This is a genomic window from Flavobacterium sp. IMCC34852 (genome assembly GCF_030643905.1).
GTDB lineage: Bacteria > Bacteroidota > Bacteroidia > Flavobacteriales > Flavobacteriaceae > Flavobacterium > Flavobacterium rivulicola.
This window is the reverse complement of record NZ_CP121446.1, coordinates 2,305,330-2,323,213: the sequence shown is the minus strand read 5'-3', so window position 1 is coordinate 2,323,213 and position 17,884 is coordinate 2,305,330. Positions and strand designations below refer to the sequence as shown.

Genomic DNA, 17,884 nt, shown 5'->3' with positions numbered 1-17,884 from the left:
GTTTTTGTTTCAAGTTTCAGGTTTAATTGTCTTCGTTTAAGATTTTTTCAATTCTTTTGTCGGGAACCAGCCACATTAGGGCGACTAAAATATAGATTGCACCTGAAATTTCGGTGTAATATTTGGAAACAAAAACAGCTATTAAATATAAAACTACTGATGCTTTGCCTTTAAAATCTTTTCCAACCGCTTTGGAAAGAATAGAATCTTTGCCGTGGTGTTTCAAAATCACAGTTTGTAATATAAAATAGGCAATCGCATTCATCAATAAAATAACCCCATATAACATCATCGGAAATGGAGCAAAGTGATGCTCGCCAATCCAAGCCGTCGCAAAGGGTATCAAAGACAACCAAAACAGCAAATGCAAATTGGCCCAAAGAATTTGACCATTAACACGTTTCACCGTATGCATCATATGGTGGTGGTTGTTCCAATAAATACCGACATAAATAAAACTCAGGATATAACTCAAAAACTTATGAAACAAAGGGACTACCGCTTCAAAAGTGGTTTCAGTCGGCACTTTAAATTCGAGCACCATGATGGTAATGATAATGGCTAAAACGCCATCACTAAAAGCTTCGAGTCGGTTTTTGTTCATATAGTTTTTGTTGTCGTTTATCAGTTCTGTCTACTTCTTAAAATTCTTCTCAATTGCTTTTATCATTTCTCCGGCGATGTCTTTGTTGGTCGCTCCTTCGATGCCTTCTAATCCAGGTGAAGAATTGACTTCTAACAATAACGGACCTTTGGAAGAACGAATGATATCGACGCCGGCGACTTTTAAATCCATGGCTTTGGCTGCTTTGATGGCTATTTTCTTTTCTTCAGGCGTTGGTTTAATTACCGATGCCGTTCCGCCCATGTGGATGTTGGCACGAAATTCTCCTGCCGCGGCCTCGCGCTGGATAGCCGCGACAACTTTACCGTCTACGACAAACAAACGCAAGTCTTTTCCGTTGGCTTCTTTGATGAATTCTTGTACCAAGATATTGGCGTTCAAGCTTTTGAAGGCATTGATTACGGATTCGGCTGCTTTTTTGGTTTCCGCCAAAACAACGCCTTTTCCTTGAGTTCCTTCTAATAGTTTTACAATCAATGGCGAACCGCCAACCATTTTAATCAAATCGTCTGTATCCAAAGGTGAATTGGCAAATCCTGTAGTCGGAATGTCAACACCGTGGTGTAATAATAATTGAAGGGAAAAAAGTTTGTCTCTCGATTGGGTTATGGCCGCCGCGGAATTCAAACAAAAAACTTTCATCGCTTCAAACTGACGCGTTAAGGCACAACCGTAAAAGGTGATACTCGGTCGAATTCTCGGGATAATTGCGTCGAAATTGTCTAATATTTTTCCGCCACGGTAATGAATTTCGGGTTTGTCGGCATCTAGTTTCATATAACATTCTTTGATGTTCAAAAAATGCATTTCGTGACCGCGCATTTCGCCGGCTTCCATGATGCGTTTGTTGCTGTATAACTCGGGATTGCTGGCCAAAACACCGATACGCAAACCGGATTTGTTTGAAATAGCGTTTTGGTATAAATCTTTTAAATTTTCGGTAGAAGGTTGGCCCAATAAATATTTTTGTTCAGGGTCAACCAAGATTCTGCCGCTCATGGCTTCTCGACCTAACAGCATACGGAAACCCATGGAATCTCGGTTGGTTAAGGTCATTTCAATTTCCCAAGTATCGGTTCCGATGCACAAATTGGTCTTAATCACATAACGCTGTTCGCGAAAGCCACTTGAGCTTTTGACTATTCTTTTATCGACTAATTTGGCTTCACAATGGATAACTGTTTTGAGGTTATTCTGAATAGGGTTGATGTCAAATTTCACCCAGTTTTCGGTATCTTTAAGAAACGGAGCAATGTTAATGGCATGCAATGCCGAAGTTTTGGCACCCGAATCGACGCGGGCTTTGATAGCGGGAATACCGAGTTCGGGAAACGAACACCATTCTTCTGAACCTAATATGATTTTATTTATTGGCATGGATAAAAAATTAAAAGCCACGAACTTTCGAATAAAACATGATCAATTATTCGGTAATTCGTGGCTTGTAAAGATTAAACTATCTTATTTTGTAGGCTTTTCCGCTTTTTGGATTTTAACTGTCAACTCTTGGGTTGTTTCGTCTAAATCCATAAAAATTTCATCACCTGAAGCTATTTTCGAAGTGATAATCTCTTCGGCTAAAGCGTCTTCTACATATTTTTGGATTGCACGTTTTAAAGGTCTGGCACCAAATTGTTTGTCGAAACCTTTATCGGCGATAAACGCTTTGGCGGTTTCAGAGAGGTTCAATTTGTATCCTAACTCTTCTATACGAGCGTACAATTTTTTCAATTCGATTTCGATGATTAAATCGATGTCGTGTTTCTCTAACGGATTGAATACAATTACATCGTCAATTCTGTTTAAGAATTCAGGGGCAAAAGTTTTTTTCAAGGCATTTTCAATCACGCTTTTCGAATGTTCATCGGCTTGCGCCACTTTAGCGGAAGTACCAAAACCAACGCCTTGTCCGAAGTCTTTCAATTGGCGAGCTCCAACATTGGAAGTCATTATGATAATGGTGTTTTTGAAGTCGATTTTACGCCCTAAACTATCTGTCAAATAACCGTCATCTAAAACCTGTAACATCATATTGAATACGTCCGGGTGTGCTTTTTCGATTTCATCCAATAAAACCACACAGTAGGGTTTTCTGCGCACTTTTTCGGTTAATTGTCCGCCTTCTTCATAACCCACGTAGCCCGGAGGCGCACCGATTAATCGGGAGATGGCAAATTTTTCCATGTATTCACTCATGTCGATTCGAATTAACGCATCTTCAGAATCGAATAACTCTTTGGCCAACACTTTGGCCAATTGTGTTTTTCCGACACCGGTTGAACCCAAGAAAATAAACGAACCAATCGGACGATTCGGATCTTTTAGACCGGCGCGATTGCGTTGGATAGAGCGGGCAATTTTGGTTACCGCTTCATCCTGACCGATTACTTTTCCTTTAATTAAATCAGGCAAATGGGCTAATTTATTGCTTTCGGTTTGGGCAATACGATTGACCGGAATTCCGGTCATCATCGAAACCACATCAGCTACATTATCTTCGGTTACCCGAATTCGGTTGCTTTTGGAATCTTCTTCCCATTGTTCTTGTGCGATGGCTAAATCTTTTTCCAATCGTTTTTCGTCATCACGCAATTTGGCTGCTTCTTCGTATTTCTGTTTTTTAACGACAGAGTTTTTCAATTCGCGTACTTCTTCCAGTTGGCGTTCTAAGTCTAAAATTTGTTTCGGCACGTCGATATTGGTGATGTGAACACGAGAACCGGCTTCGTCTAAAGCGTCAATAGCCTTGTCCGGAAGGAAGCGTTCTGACATGTATCTATTGGTCAATTTCACACATGCTTCGATAGCTTCGTCGGTGTAAATTACGTTGTGATGGTCTTCGTATTTGTTTTTGATGTTGTTTAAAATAGTAATGGTTTCTTCAACTGATGTTGGTTCAACGATTACTTTTTGGAAACGTCTTTCTAACGCGCCGTCTTTTTCAATGTATTGTCTGTACTCATCCAAAGTGGTAGCACCAATACATTGGATTTCGCCACGGGCTAACGCCGGTTTGAACATGTTTGACGCATCTAATGAACCTGTAGCTCCACCGGCTCCGACGATGGTATGAATTTCGTCAATGAATAAAATGATGTCATCGTTTTTCTCTAATTCGTTCATTACGGCTTTCATTCTTTCTTCGAATTGTCCTCGGTATTTGGTACCGGCCACTAATGAAGCCAAATCTAAAGTAACTACTCTTTTATTGAAAAGAATTCGAGAGACTTTCTTTTGAATGATGCGTAGCGCCAAACCTTCGGCGATGGCAGATTTACCAACTCCGGGTTCTCCGATTAGCAGCGGGTTATTTTTCTTTCTTCGGCTTAAGATTTGAGACACGCGCTCAATTTCTTTTTCTCGACCTACAACCGGGTCGAGTTTGCCTTCTTCAGCCAATTCGGTTAAGTCGCGGCCAAAATTATCCAAAACCGGAGTTTTTGATTTTTTATTAGTCTTGTTCGCCGGATTGTTGAAACTGCCTTCTTTCAAACTGTCATCTTGACCGGAATCGTCATTGAATGACTCGTTTCTTGGCAAGTTGTCTGTAAAATCTTCTTCGTTTGGTGTCATGTTTAAATATTGTTCTTTAACTACATTATAGTCTATTTTCAGACGATGTAGCAGTTTGGTTGTTGGGTCATTCTCGTTTCTCAGAATGCACAAAAGTAAATGAGCAGTACTAATTGAAGTAGCTTGGAATACTTTGGCTTCTAAGAACGTTGTCTTTAAGGCGCGTTCCGCTTGACGAGTCAAGTGTAAATTTTTCTTTTCGTTGCTGATTTCTACATTAGGGTTGGCCGGGCTTAAAATTTCGACCTTTTTTCTCAAATGATCTAAATCTATAGACAGGTTGTTTAGAATAGCAATCGCTTTACCATTTCCATCTCTCAGGATACCAAGCATCAAATGTTCTGTACCAATAAAATCATGGCCTAAGCGCAACGCTTCTTCCTTGCTGTAGGTTATAACATCTTTGACTCTTGGTGAAAAATTATCATCCATATAAATATATTATTGGTATTGTAAATTTAGTTATAATGAATGGTTCTAACAAAAATCATTCCGCCTAAAAGTACTGTCAGCTAATTGACAAAAAAAAAGCCAATAATAAAAGCAGTTAAGCTACTATTTTATTAACCAAAAAAAGCGGCTATTTTGTTAATAAAATCTGGTGGAGCAATCAAGATTTGAAATCTGGCAAAATAGAAGTGCAAACGAGTATAATTCTTTTTTAGGCGTTTTTATATAGTGCTGATTATTAGATTTTAAAATTCAATAAAGACATTTTTTTCTTACTTAATCGTTTTTTTTATACATTAGTTAGCTGGAACCGAATATTACAGTAAGAAAAAGCCCTTTGATTTGTTTTTTTTAAAAATGTACACTAAAAGTAGACCTGTAGTATTTTTTTGTTTTATAATTTTGAAAGAATAATTTTAATAAATTAATTTAAATTTTAAAAAGATGGTAAAAATTAATTGCTTGGTATTTTTAGTGGTGACTTTTTCAACCGGTTTATTTGCTCAAGAAAAAGACAGTATTGTAAACCCTAAAGGCAAAATTTATTTTGGAATTGAAATAGGTAATAATACGATTAACTCTTATGAGTTTAATGAATCGAAAACGTCTTTTCAAGGAGGTTTGGTAGCGGAGTATTATTTTGCAAGACATTGGAGTGTTTCCGGGAGAATAAAATATTACAAAATCGGAGCATCATTTTCAGATGATGGATCTTCTATTGATTTTGCGGGTAAGACTACCTACAATACGGGAAGATTCAGAGGAGAAGCCATTGCTATACCATTGGATATAAAATGGGAGTTTAGACTTTATAAAAATTTTGCAGGATTTCTAAAACTCGGATATGCTTTGAGCATTGAAACTAAAAGTGAATACAGTAATTATTCGCCGGCAATTACTGAAAATTTCCCTAATTACAATCATAATTTATTTACGGGTTACGGATTGAATTATTTTATCAATGAGAAAGATGCGGTGTTTATTAGCGTTGAATATTTTATTGGCGGCAACAAAGGCAAGCAAAATGGATTAAATATTTTTGACGATGGAAGGAAATATTTGACAAATACTTTGGTGAATTTGGGCTACAAGCGCTGCTTTTTTTAAGGTATAATATCTTGCTATAAATACAAAAAAAATGGTTACCTCAGTAGCGTAAATTTCAAATTAAATATTAACCAAAAATATAATGACATGAAAAAAACTGTATTAATGTTGATTACAACAATGCTACTCACTGCCTGTAGTAGCGACAGCAATCCCAATGACGGATTGCCACCGGAAACGCAAACGGGTGCAAACACTTTTGGATGTTTGATAGATGGGAAATTATTAGTGCCTAGAAGCGGAAATAATAGTGTGGTTTTTCCATTGTGGGGAGCAATTTTATGGGGAGGTATACCAAATATTGAAGATTATAGAGAATTAGAAATTAGAGATTACAAAAGCCCAAAAAGCGCTACATTATTATTGCATATGAAAAAAGTAGATAGTATTGGTGTGGGGAATTATAATATTGATGAATCTAATGGTATGAGTAACATTGACGGTCTTGATCAAAACTATCTGCATTGTACCATTTTTGATGAGAAAACGAATTCTTTTCAGCAGTATGTTTCTTTTGATAACTCAGGGGTTTTGAAAATTAAATATTTAAAGTTGAATGGATTAATAATTTCAGGCACTTTCAACTGTAGGGTTAGAAACATTCAAAACTTTGACGATATTATTGAAATTACAAAAGGAAGATTTGATATAAAAGCTAGTACTATCATGCAAACCTATTTCCCATAATAAAAAAGGGTTGTCTCGGCAAAGACAACCCCTTATTGATGATTAACAAATATATTATTAACCAAAAAGCAAACAAATTTATGAAAAAATTATTTTTTCTGGCTTTTTGTATGTTGTTTTTTTTACATGCAAAAGCACAAGACGATGACGCGACTGCGCCAAAACAACTCGATTCACTTTTAGTGGATATAGATAAATCACTAGTCACCAGTGGTGTTATTTATGAAAGAACTACTCCTTTTGCTGACCTTTACAATTTCAACAGTAAAGACACATGCAATACTGCCAATTTCAGTTATTTTAAACAAAGTTTATTAGAATTGTACCGTGCCAGTAATGCTCAAAAATTCATTTCGTTGGATTCACTTACTGTTAGTTTAAGAAATGATTACCTTAATGATAACGTTGTAAATGTTGGAATATTGAATACTCAATTCAATGTTTTGAACTATCATGAGGAATTTCCCGAAAATGGTGGATTAAAGTTGGACAGTATTGCTCGAAAGTTTATACAAATTCCTGACAGAGTCCCGTTTTACATGATGCATAATACGATTATTGCTCCATTAAAAAATGCTGTTAATGGTAAGAACCTCGTTTTTCGATTTAATAAAGGTTTTTATTTTACTAATGGTAACAAGCTCATTAAAAATTTGACGATTGACTTTGGGGAAGGCATTATAAAAAACATTATAGTAGAAGGTGAATTTATGACGCAAGAAGTTGTTATTACTTACACAACTAATGGTACTAAAACCATAAAATGCATCCTGCAATTCAATGACAATACTACTTTGGAAACAAATGGAGATATTTATTTTAGGAATACCGATTTAGATACTCCCAGTTTTGCCAGTTGTGGCGGAATAGATGCTTTACGAGAAGATTTTAATTTAGTTCCTGCCGATGAGGATTCTATGGGTTACTTAAATAGCGACCCGAAAATAAAAAACCAGATAAGTTACAGGGTATACTATTCTCAAAACAATACTCAAAAATTAATACAAAAGCCCATTGTTATTATTGATGGTTTTGATCCGGGTGACAAAAGAAGAATTGAAGACTGCGATTGTGAACAAGATGCCGAGTGTGCCAACAAATATAAAACCAATGGTGTTTTTGATCCGCTTAAGCATAAGTCTATAGTGGACATGATGGTATACTATGAAAATACTGATACTCCTTTATATCTATTACCAATTCTTCGTAATGAAGGCTATGATGTCATCATCGTTAATTTTCCAAATTACCAAACTACTAATTTAATCAATGGTCAACCTGTAACTATTGATGGCGGGGCCTATTACATTGAGAGCAATGCTATGTCGGTTGTTAAACTACTGAAAGATGTTAAACAAAAATTGATTGCCAATTCGAGTATCCATCAAATAGCTATTATTGCGCCAAGTATGGCTGGTCAAATCTCACGCTATGCGTTAAGCTACATGGAGAGAAAGTTTCAAGAAACGGCTTTACCCGAGTGGCAGCATCATGTATATTTATGGGTAAGTGTTGATAGTCCGCATCTTGGAGCAAATATTCCGCTAGGTGACCAAGCTTTATTAAGTTTGATTAAATCAAGTTCAAATGTAGCCAATGAGTTTTATGTAAATCAACTTAATTCTCCTGCAGCAAAACAGCAACTTATAGAGTTTCATGGGAAAAAACAAGAACCTAATCCTTTATATCCTACGCTTTCATCTAATCCCTATAATTATAATTATCATATTGCTGAACCAAGTTTGCTTAATGCGCAAACAATGTCACAAGGCATGTCTTTTGACAGGGGCAATGATTACTTTAAAATGCATTATGATAATCAAAATAATAACGGGGGTATCGGTTCCGGAGGTTGGCCGGTAAATTTGAGAAAAATTGCGGTAGTAAATGGTTCGTTATCAGGTTCAAAAGAAGTTAGAGATATAAATGGGCAGCCCTTGATTAACAATAATGGAAATGAAATTAAATTTGCCGAAGATGGAGAAAAAGTATTAAACATAAGAGGTTTTCAAAGAGTTCGTGTTTCTTTGCCTGTCGGGTCAATAACATGGTATATTCATATTGCTTCATTGGAGAGTCAATTCATGGGTTCAATCGGTTCAACAACCAGGGTGAGTAGGTTTAAGAAATTTGTTGATGATAAAACTACCATTGCGACAAATTTAAATGCAAGAGGAGTAATGGATAATGTACCCGGAGGCTTTTTTGATGCGCAAGGACAAATCGCATATCCAACTTTAGCGACAAACACTGTGCCAGGTAATTCTATAAATAGTTTTGGTGATTGGAGTTTTGAAAATCTTATTTATGAATTAAGTCAGCACCTTGGAGGTAGTAAATGGTCATTAAGAGAATTCAACCCAATTCATTCCTTTATCCCTACTTTTTCTGCTTTGGCACATAAATTCCCAAATCAAAATTGGGCTAATCCGTTAGAATACAATTTAATTTGTGCAGAAGAAACACCCTTTGATAGTTATTTTGGGACTTCAAAAAACACACCTCATACTTCGTTTACAAAAGAGTGTGTTGATTGGTTGCTTAAAGAACTTGACGGCAGTCCGCAATTGCCTGTTTATCCTATTTCGTTGGAAGATGTCATTATTGGTTCTGAGGAATTGTGTATAGGTCAAACAAAAACATATACTTTAGACAACGGAGATGATTTATGCAGATTACCATCCGGAGCAACTTGGACAGCCTCTAATGTCATGGTGAATGCCCAAACACCTAATAGCATTACGGTTACCGGAGTCAGTGATGATGAAGCATCAATAACAGCTACTTTTGGAAATGGTATACAATCAACAAAATATTTACATGCAGGCGGACCAAGTTTGAATTATTTTACTTGCAATACTGTAGGTGGTCTTGATTTTTGCTCCGGGCAAGTTTATGCGAATGTGCCCCGAAATAATGTTGACGACAGAATTACAGCTCACTTTAACGGAATGTCAAGTGCAGAAGCTGCAGATCAAAATAATTGGCAATGGGAAGTGATTAATTCAAAAGTTCAAATACGTCAACCAAGTATTCGTAACAATTGTATTTTGAAATTATTAGAATACGGTTCAACCGGAGTAAGAGTAAGAGCTCGAAATAATGATTGTGGTTGGGGAAGATGGGAATATTTAACTTTTAATATCAGCCCCGGACAATCAATCTATAAAGTGTTTCCTAATCCATCATCAAGTATAGTTAATGTTGATTTAGAAAATGCTGAAGTTGTGCCAAGTGCAACTGATATTATTACCGGAGAACTCTTTGATCTTATGGGGTATTCTAAAGGTGAAATAAATATAGTTAATAATCAGGCAACTTTTTCAGTTAGTGGTTTAAATACAGGGATTTATGTGCTAAAGATTTACATTAACGGAGTTCCTGAAAGCCATCAAATAGCAGTTCCTTAAATTATAATAATTATGATTTTAATTCCGTCTCGAGTTTTTTGAACTCGAGACGGATTTTTTTATTACAACACCATCAATTTTGTAATGATTGAGTAAAAGTAATGTTTGTGAAAAAGCCTCAGTTTTGTTAATAAATCATTGAAATTTGTGGACTAAAATTAGCACTAAAAGCTATAAATATCCTATATTAGCACGTTTTGAATTTAAACTAATTTTTTATTAATAATTTATAAAATATGTCTGACGGAGAAAAGTTAATTCCTATTAACATCGAAGATGAAATGAAATCAGCTTACATCGATTATTCGATGTCTGTAATTGTCTCAAGAGCGCTACCTGACGTGCGTGACGGTTTGAAACCGGTACACCGAAGAGTGTTATATGGAATGTATGATTTAGGCGTTTTTTCAAACAGAGCGCACAAAAAATCCGCGAGAATTGTTGGAGAAGTATTGGGTAAATACCACCCGCACGGCGATACCTCTGTATATGATGCCATGGTTCGTATGGCACAGGAATGGAGTTTGCGTTATCTATTAATTGACGGACAAGGTAACTTCGGTTCTGTTGATGGTGATAGCCCGGCAGCGATGCGTTATACCGAAGCCAGAATGAAAAAAATGTCGGAAGACATTATGGCAGATATCGACAAAGAGACTGTTGATTTCCAATTGAACTTTGATGATACCTTGTATGAGCCCAAAGTAATGCCAACCAGAGTGCCGAATTTGTTGATTAACGGAGCTTCCGGGATTGCGGTTGGTATGGCTACTAATATGCCGCCCCACAACTTGACTGAAGTAGTTGATGGTACATTAGCGTACATCGATAACAACGATATTGAGATTGACGAATTAATTACGCACATCAAAGCACCCGATTTTCCAACCGGAGGTGTAATTTATGGCTATGAAGGTGTTCGTGAAGCTTTCAAAACCGGTCGTGGTCGAATTGTCATTCGTGCCAAAGTAGCTTTTGAAGAATCCAACGGAAGAGAAGCCATTATCGTTTCTGAGATTCCATACCAAGTGAATAAAGCCGAGATGATTAAGAAAACGGCTGATTTGATTAATGAAAAAAGAATCGAAGGTATTTCGAATATTCGTGACGAATCAGATAGAAACGGTATGCGTATCGTGTATGAATTGAAGCGTGATGCAGTGCCAAATGTAGTTTTGAATACGCTCTATAAATACACCCAATTGCAGTCTTCTTTCAGTGTGAATAACATTGCCTTAGTAAACGGAAGACCTCAAATGCTCAATGTAAAAGACTTGATTCACTATTTTGTCGAACACCGTCATGATGTAGTGGTCAGAAGAACCCAATTCGAATTGCGCAAAGCAGAAGAAAGAGCGCATATCTTAGAAGGTTTAATCATTGCTTCTGATAACATCGATGAAGTAATCGCCTTAATCCGTGCTTCGAAAGACGGAGATGAAGCTCGAGGCAAATTAATCGAGAGATTTAACTTGTCAGAAATTCAGGCGCGTGCCATTGTTGAAATGCGTTTGCGTCAATTAACCGGTTTGGAACAAGACAAGTTAAGAGCGGAATACGAAGAAATCATGAAGTTGATTCAGCAATTGAAAGATTTATTGGCCAGTAAAGAATTAAGAATGGCTTTGATTAAGGAAGAATTAATCGAAATCAGAGACAAATACGGTGATGCTCGTCGCTCTCAAATAGAGTACTCAGGTGGTGATGTAAGTATAGAAGATTTGATTGCCGATGAAAATGTGGTAATCACTATTTCTCATGCAGGTTACATCAAACGGACTAACTTATCAGAATACAAAACTCAAAATAGAGGTGGCGTCGGACAAAAAAGTGCCGGAACTCGTGACCAAGATTTCTTAGAGCATCTATTCGTTGCCACCAATCACCAATACTTGTTATTCTTCACCCAAAAAGGAAAATGTTTCTGGATGCGCGTATACGAAATTCCTGAAGGTAGTAAAACCAGTAAAGGCCGAGCCATTCAAAACTTAATCAACATCGAAAGTGATGATAAAGTAAAAGCCTTCATTTGCACGCAAGATTTGAAAGACGAAGAATACATCAACAGTCATTATGTAATCATGGCGACCAAGCAAGGTCAGGTGAAAAAAACACCTTTGGAACAATACTCACGTCCGCGTCAAAATGGTATCAATGCCATTACCATCAGAGAAGACGATGAACTATTAGAAGCCAAATTAACCAACGGAGAAAGCCAAGTATTAGTAGCGGTGAAATCCGGAAAACTGGTTCGTTTTGAAGAAGAGAAAACCCGACCAATGGGAAGAACAGCTTCCGGTGTACGTGGTATAACCTTGGCAGATGACAAAGATGAAGTAATTGGTATGGTTTCTGTTAACAAAGACGATATCAATGACACACAGTTATTGGTAGTTACCGAAAACGGTTACGGAAAAAGAACCAAATTGGTAGATGAAGACGGAGAAGATGTTTATAGAATCACGAACCGTGGTGGGAAAGGAGTAAAAACTTTAAACATCACTGAAAAAACCGGAGCATTAATTTCAATTAATGCCGTAACGGATGAAGACGATTTGATGATTATCAACAAATCCGGATTGACCATTCGTATGGAAGTGTCTGATTTGAGAGTAATGGGAAGAGCTACACAAGGGGTTCGTTTGATCAATATCAAAGGAAACGATTCAATTGCAGCCGTGACCAAAGTAATGAAAGAAGACGAAGAAGAAGTAGTTGAAGGCGAATTTGAAAGCAACAATGACGGTGATGTGACTGATGCTTCAACATCGGAAGATACTACTGAAGAAACACAAGAATAATTTTAATATAATACCACATGAAAATTAAACACATTGTATTGGCTTCAACCTTATTGGTTTCTGCTGCTACTTTTGCTCAAAAAGATGAGCTCAAAGTTTTGAAGAAGATTTATACCAAAGAAGCACCAAAACCTGCCGATGTTGCAGAGTATAAAACTAATTTGGCCAAATTAGAAGGTGTGGCCAGTGAAGAAGGCGATAAAGTATACGCCGGTTTTTACAAAGCCATGTTGCCTTTAGTAGAAATTTCAGCTTTAGGGCCGTTAGCCACTGATGGTCAAAAATCTCAAATTGTTACGGCCAAAACAGTAGATGAAATTGAGAAAGGATTAAATGCTACTTTAGAATTTGAGAAAAAATCAGGAAAAAAGGTTTATACAGATGACATTTTAGCCAAAATTCAGTTGTATAAAAATGAGATTATCAACCTTGCGATTAATCTGGCTGCCCAACAAAAATTCCAAGATGCTTCAAACGTTTTGTATTCTTCTTATCTTTTAGATAAAAAAGACCAAGACAATTTGTTTTTTGCAGCAAGTTATGCCATCAATGCCGTTAATTATGACTTGGCTTTAGAGTATTATAATGAACTGAAAAAACTAAATTATACCGGTGAAACGAAGGTGTATTTTGCTTCAACTAAAGCTGATAATAAAGAAGAATCTTTCGGAGCCAATAAAGTTCTAAGAGATGCTGCAGTTTCTTCGGGTACTCATGTCAAACCAAGAGAAGAAAAAACGCCTTCAAGAAGAGGAGAGATTTTCAAAAACATTGCCCTTATTTTAGTTGAAAAAGGAAGAGTTGAAGAAGCTAAAACCGCAGTAAGCGAAGCGCGTCAAGCAAATCCGGAAGACACCTCATTAATCTTGACGGAAGCCGATTTGTACTTGAAAATGAATGATATCGCTACTTACACCAAATTGGTTAACGAAGCCTTGGAAAAAAATCCAAACAATGTAGATTTGATTTATAATTTAGGTGTGGTTGCCGGAAATGCCAACAAGTTGGATGACGCTGAAAGATACTATAAAAAGGCACTTGAAATCAATCCTAATTATTTCAATGCTAATTTAAATTTGGCAGAATTAAAATTAAGAGCAGACGATAAGTTTGTAACTGAAATCAATAAGTTAGGTACTTCTGAAAAAGACAACAAGCGATATGAAGTGCTCAAAGCTGAAAGAGAGAAGAATTTCAGATCTGTTTTGCCTTATCTTGAAAAAGCAGTAGAATTAGAACCGGACAACGAACCGGCGAAACGTACATTAATCAGTGTTTACGGTGCGTTGGAAATGAGTGATAAAGCCAAAGCTTTGAAAGCTACTCTAAAATAAATTAAACTGTCATACAGCTATAAAAAAGCCCCGAAAATTTCGGGGCTTTTTTATGCTTTATATTTTGAATATTATAAGTGAATCACTTCTCCGTAAGCATCGGCTACGGCTTCCATCACCGCTTCACTCATTGTTGGGTGAGGATGAACCGCTTTCAAAATTTCGTGACCTGTGGTTTCTAGTTTACGAGCTACAACTGCTTCTGCAATCATATCGGTTACACCGGCACCAATCATGTGGCAACCTAACCATTCGCCGTATTTGGCATCAAAAATGACTTTCACAAATCCATCGGGAGTTCCGGCGGCTTTGGCTTTTCCTGAAGCTGTGAATGGGAACTTTCCGATTTTTAATTCGTATCCTTTTTCTTTAGCCGCTTTTTCAGTCAAACCTACCGAGGCAATCTCAGGCGTAGCATAAGTACAACCCGGAATGTTGCCATAATCTAAAGGTTCAACATGTAAGCCTTTGATTTTTTCAACACACAGAATACCTTCCGCAGAAGCTACGTGTGCCAAAGCTTGTCCCGGTGTTACATCACCAATAGCGTAGTAACCAGGAACATTAGTCTGGTAAAAATCGTTTACCAAAATTTTATCTTTATCCGTTTTAATTCCGGTTTCTTCAAGACCAATGTTTTCGATGTTGGTTTTGATACCCACAGCCGAAAGCAAAATATCCGCTTCTAAAACTTCTTCGCCTTTGGCAGTTTTTACAAAAGCTTTAACTCCTTTCCCGGTAGTGTCGATTCTTTCTACTGAAGAATTAGTCATTACTGTGATACCCGATTTTTTCAACGAACGCTCAAATTGTTTTGAGATGTCTTCGTCTTCTACCGGAACTACATTAGGCATAAATTCAACGATAGTAACTTCTGTTCCCATTGAATTGTAAAAGTGAGCAAACTCAACACCAATAGCACCGGAACCCACGACAATCATTTTCTTAGGTTGTGTTGGTAAAGTCATCGCTTGTCTGTAACCAATTACTTTTACACCATCTTGCGGAAGGTTCGGCAATTCTCTCGAACGCGCACCGGTAGCAATGATAATATGGTCAGCAGTATATTCCGTTACTTTTCCGTCAGCGGCAGTTACGTCAACTTTTTTTCCGGGTTTTACTTTTCCGAAACCATCAATCACATCGATTTTATTTTTCTTCATCAAGAATTGAACACCTTTACTCATACCGTCAGCTACACCGCGAGAACGGGCGATAACGGCATTGAAATCTTTGTCAAATTCTTTTACGGTCAAACCGTAATCTGAGGCATGTTTTAGGTAATCAAAAACCTGAGCCGATTTTAAAAGCGCTTTTGTTGGAATACAACCCCAATTCAAACAAATCCCACCAAGGTTTTCTTTTTCGATAACGGCTACTTTAAAGCCTAATTGTGACGCGCGGATTGCCGTAACATAACCGCCCGGACCACTTCCTAAAACAATAATATCGTATTTCATTATTTAAAAATTTTCTTTGATTATTTGTGACTGCGAATTTATGGATTTATTTTGAGAATTGTATTCAATTCTTTTTCATTCTTGAGACGTTTGTTCATTTCTTCAACCCCTTTTTTATTGAGGTGAATGGCATTGTAAAAATAGTCGGTTTTATTTCGGATGGATTCATAATTAGCATCAATAAACGGAATGTTTAGTTTTTGACAAATGGTTTTCGGTCTTTCAAAAGCAATGGTATCATAAGTGACTTGGTAAACCGGTGTTTCAATGGCAATTAAACGAATGTTGTTTTTTCGACATAAATCATTCAGTTCTTTCAACGCTTGGGTAATACTCGGCATGTCTTTCGGCTTGAAAAAATACTTTTTATTGATATCCGAAATCGGGTATTTTATAGTATCCCATTGCTCATCATTGAGCTCAAAACCTTTCGGGAAAGAATTGGATTTATTCAAAGTCACACAATCGATGAACATTTGGTATTTGAACAAAGCGTACAACGGTATATAACGCTCAGCCGCATCAAACTGAAAATAATCCATAAAGGGTTGGTCTTCTTCTTTGGGGAAAAAGGCAAATCGGGCATAGTCGTTTTTGTTGACCATTTTGGTGTTGTGTTCCAAACTTCCCGCACTGATAAACGGATCAATGTTGAGCAACACAAACTTAGGCGCTTTGTTTTTGGCCAAATAATTTTGCAATCTCAAAGTCGATGCCATCAAGTCGGAATGCCCATTCATCCCGATGTTAACCGATTTTAAATGATAATTGTCTTCGAAAAATTGCGGGTCAAAATGCGCCCAACATCTCGAACTTCCCATAAAAACCAAATCGGCATTGACGTTTGACGTTTGTTCCAATGTATCATAACCCGTAACCGTTTTGCCTTTGATTCTAAAATAAACAGCGATTTGAATAAGGAATAAGATTCCTATCAAAAGCAACGCAAATAAGGCACTATTTTTAAAAAACTGTTTCATTTAAAATTGCAGATAAATAAAATCCTGATTCGAAACCGCACTCGAAAAATAATAGATGACCAACAACAACAAAACATAGAATAACCAACGCATTATTTTGGGTTGGTTTGTGCCAAAGTATTCCAGCGCATGTTCCTTCGTTTTGGCTTTCCATTCCATTACCAACATAAAAAGGATATAACTTAAGATTGCGCCAAAGTAAAGCAAAGAAACGCCATTTAAAATCGGCAGTTGTAAAAGTGATTTGGAACCTAAATGTCTATAAAAATCAAACGCTTCGGTAATACTGGTTGCTTTAAAAATCACAAATGTCAGCATTACCAAAGTAAAGGTTTTTACCATATTGAATAGTTCTTTCAAACCGGTCTGGGTTAATCTTTTCTTCTTGTTCATCGTTCCTTTCAAAATCAGCGGAATGTAATAGATACCGTGAAGAAACCCGAATAGGATGTAAGTCCAATTCGCTCCGTGCCAAATTCCGATAAGCGTGAAATTGATCACAATCGCGAGTATCAAACCGTTATTAGCATAATCTCTGAAGTAAATACTCAACGGTGTAAACACATATTCGGTGAGCCAACTCGTTAGCGAAATATGCCATCTTCTCCAAAAATCGGCTATGTTTTGGGCAAAGAACGGAAAGTCGAAATTCTTAGTGATTTTAAACCCAAGCAAGCGCGCGACACCAATCGCCATATCGGAATAACCCGAAAAATCAGCATAGATTTGAATGGTGTACAAAAACATCCCAATCACGAGCGAACTCGCAGGCAAACTTTGATAGTTCGCAAAAACATCATTGGTAATCACAGCACAATTATTCGCAATCACCACTTTTTTAAATAAACCCCAAAGTATTTGTCGCAAGCCATCGACCGCATTGAGATAGTTAAATTCTCTTTTACTTTCTAACTGCGGAATAAAGGTTTTGGCTTTGTCAATTGGTCCGGAAAGTATCGAAGGAAAGAACGCGACGTAATTAAAAAACACCAGCCAATCCTTAGAAGCTTCGGCTTTTCCTTTGTCGATGTCTAACAAATAACTAATCGTTCTGAACGTGAAAAAGCTGATTCCTAAAGGCACAATTAGGTTCAAAGTATTTAAACCAAGCGAAATCCCAATCGAATGAAAAGCATCATTAAACGAACTGACAAAAAAGTTAAAGTATTTAAAGAACAACAAACCGCCAAGACCTTGTAGTAAACCGAGGTAAAGGAAAATACGTTTGGATTTTTCATTCGTTGCACTTTCTATTTTGAGTCCCAATGAGTAGTTCAACCCCGAAACGACTATCAAAAAGGACAACAAACGCCAATCTGTCCAAGCGTAGAAAAAGTAACTTCCGAGTAATAAAAGTAGGTTTTGGGCTTTCAGATTTCTATTCACCACGAGCCAATACAGCAAAAAGAAGACTGTAAAAAATATAACGAATGGAATAGAGTTAAAAACCATAAGCG

Annotated in this window: 11 protein-coding genes; 5 read left to right on the top strand and 6 right to left on the bottom strand. The window is 37.0% G+C overall.

Features of this window, described 5'->3' with window-relative positions; translation table 11 throughout:
• Window positions 1-22: 22 nt before the first annotated feature.
• The 3 genes from P7V56_RS10030 to P7V56_RS10020 form a co-directional block, all read right to left on the bottom strand.
• Window positions 23-604, bottom strand: a complete 582-nt coding sequence (locus P7V56_RS10030; protein WP_171221703.1) for a TMEM175 family protein — start codon at window positions 602-604, stop codon at window positions 23-25.
• A gap of 30 nt (window positions 605-634) precedes the next feature.
• Window positions 635-2,002, bottom strand: coding sequence for a 30S ribosomal protein S6--L-glutamate ligase (gene rimK / locus P7V56_RS10025; protein WP_171221702.1), 1,368 nt, complete (start codon window positions 2,000-2,002; stop codon window positions 635-637).
• A gap of 84 nt (window positions 2,003-2,086) precedes the next feature.
• Complete coding sequence (locus tag P7V56_RS10020; protein ID WP_171221701.1) at window positions 2,087-4,630, bottom strand: ATP-dependent Clp protease ATP-binding subunit; 2,544 nt, start codon at window positions 4,628-4,630, stop codon at window positions 2,087-2,089.
• 462 nt (window positions 4,631-5,092) lie between these two features.
• On the opposite strand from P7V56_RS10020, the gene P7V56_RS10015 reads away from it, so the two are divergent.
• The 5 genes from P7V56_RS10015 to P7V56_RS09995 all read left to right on the top strand — a co-directional run bounded on the left by P7V56_RS10015 (window position 5,093) and on the right by P7V56_RS09995 (window position 13,987).
• Window positions 5,093-5,755: an outer membrane beta-barrel protein gene (locus tag P7V56_RS10015; RefSeq protein WP_171221700.1), complete on the top strand. Its 663-nt coding sequence runs from the start codon at window positions 5,093-5,095 to the stop codon at window positions 5,753-5,755.
• 87 nt (window positions 5,756-5,842) lie between these two features.
• Window positions 5,843-6,442, top strand: coding sequence for a Riean_0653 family protein (locus P7V56_RS10010; RefSeq protein ID WP_171221699.1), 600 nt, complete (start codon window positions 5,843-5,845; stop codon window positions 6,440-6,442).
• Between the two features lie 80 nt (window positions 6,443-6,522).
• Complete coding sequence (locus P7V56_RS10005) at window positions 6,523-9,852, top strand: T9SS type A sorting domain-containing protein (protein ID WP_171221698.1); 3,330 nt, start codon at window positions 6,523-6,525, stop codon at window positions 9,850-9,852.
• 236 nt (window positions 9,853-10,088) lie between these two features.
• A complete protein-coding gene (gene gyrA / locus P7V56_RS10000) occupies window positions 10,089-12,653 on the top strand; it encodes a DNA gyrase subunit A (RefSeq protein ID WP_171221697.1) in 2,565 nt (854 codons plus the stop codon).
• 17 nt (window positions 12,654-12,670) lie between these two features.
• A complete protein-coding gene (locus P7V56_RS09995) occupies window positions 12,671-13,987 on the top strand; it encodes a tetratricopeptide repeat protein (protein ID WP_171221696.1) in 1,317 nt (438 codons plus the stop codon).
• 71 nt (window positions 13,988-14,058) lie between these two features.
• Here the strand turns inward: P7V56_RS09995 and lpdA are convergent, their stop codons facing one another.
• Genes lpdA through P7V56_RS09980 form a run of 3 tightly spaced genes read right to left on the bottom strand, consistent with a single transcriptional unit; the run spans window position 14,059 to window position 17,879 of the window.
• Window positions 14,059-15,447 (bottom strand): dihydrolipoyl dehydrogenase, encoded by a 1,389-nt coding sequence (gene lpdA, locus P7V56_RS09990; protein WP_171221695.1) that lies wholly within the window; start codon window positions 15,445-15,447, stop codon window positions 14,059-14,061.
• Window positions 15,448-15,485: 38 nt separating this feature from the next.
• Window positions 15,486-16,427, bottom strand: a complete 942-nt coding sequence (locus tag P7V56_RS09985) for an SGNH/GDSL hydrolase family protein (RefSeq protein ID WP_171221694.1) — start codon at window positions 16,425-16,427, stop codon at window positions 15,486-15,488.
• Entirely contained in the window at window positions 16,428-17,879 is a 1,452-nt protein-coding gene (locus tag P7V56_RS09980; protein WP_304986219.1) for an MBOAT family O-acyltransferase, read from the bottom strand. It abuts the gene before it with no gap.
• Between the last annotated feature and the right edge of the window lie 5 nt (window positions 17,880-17,884).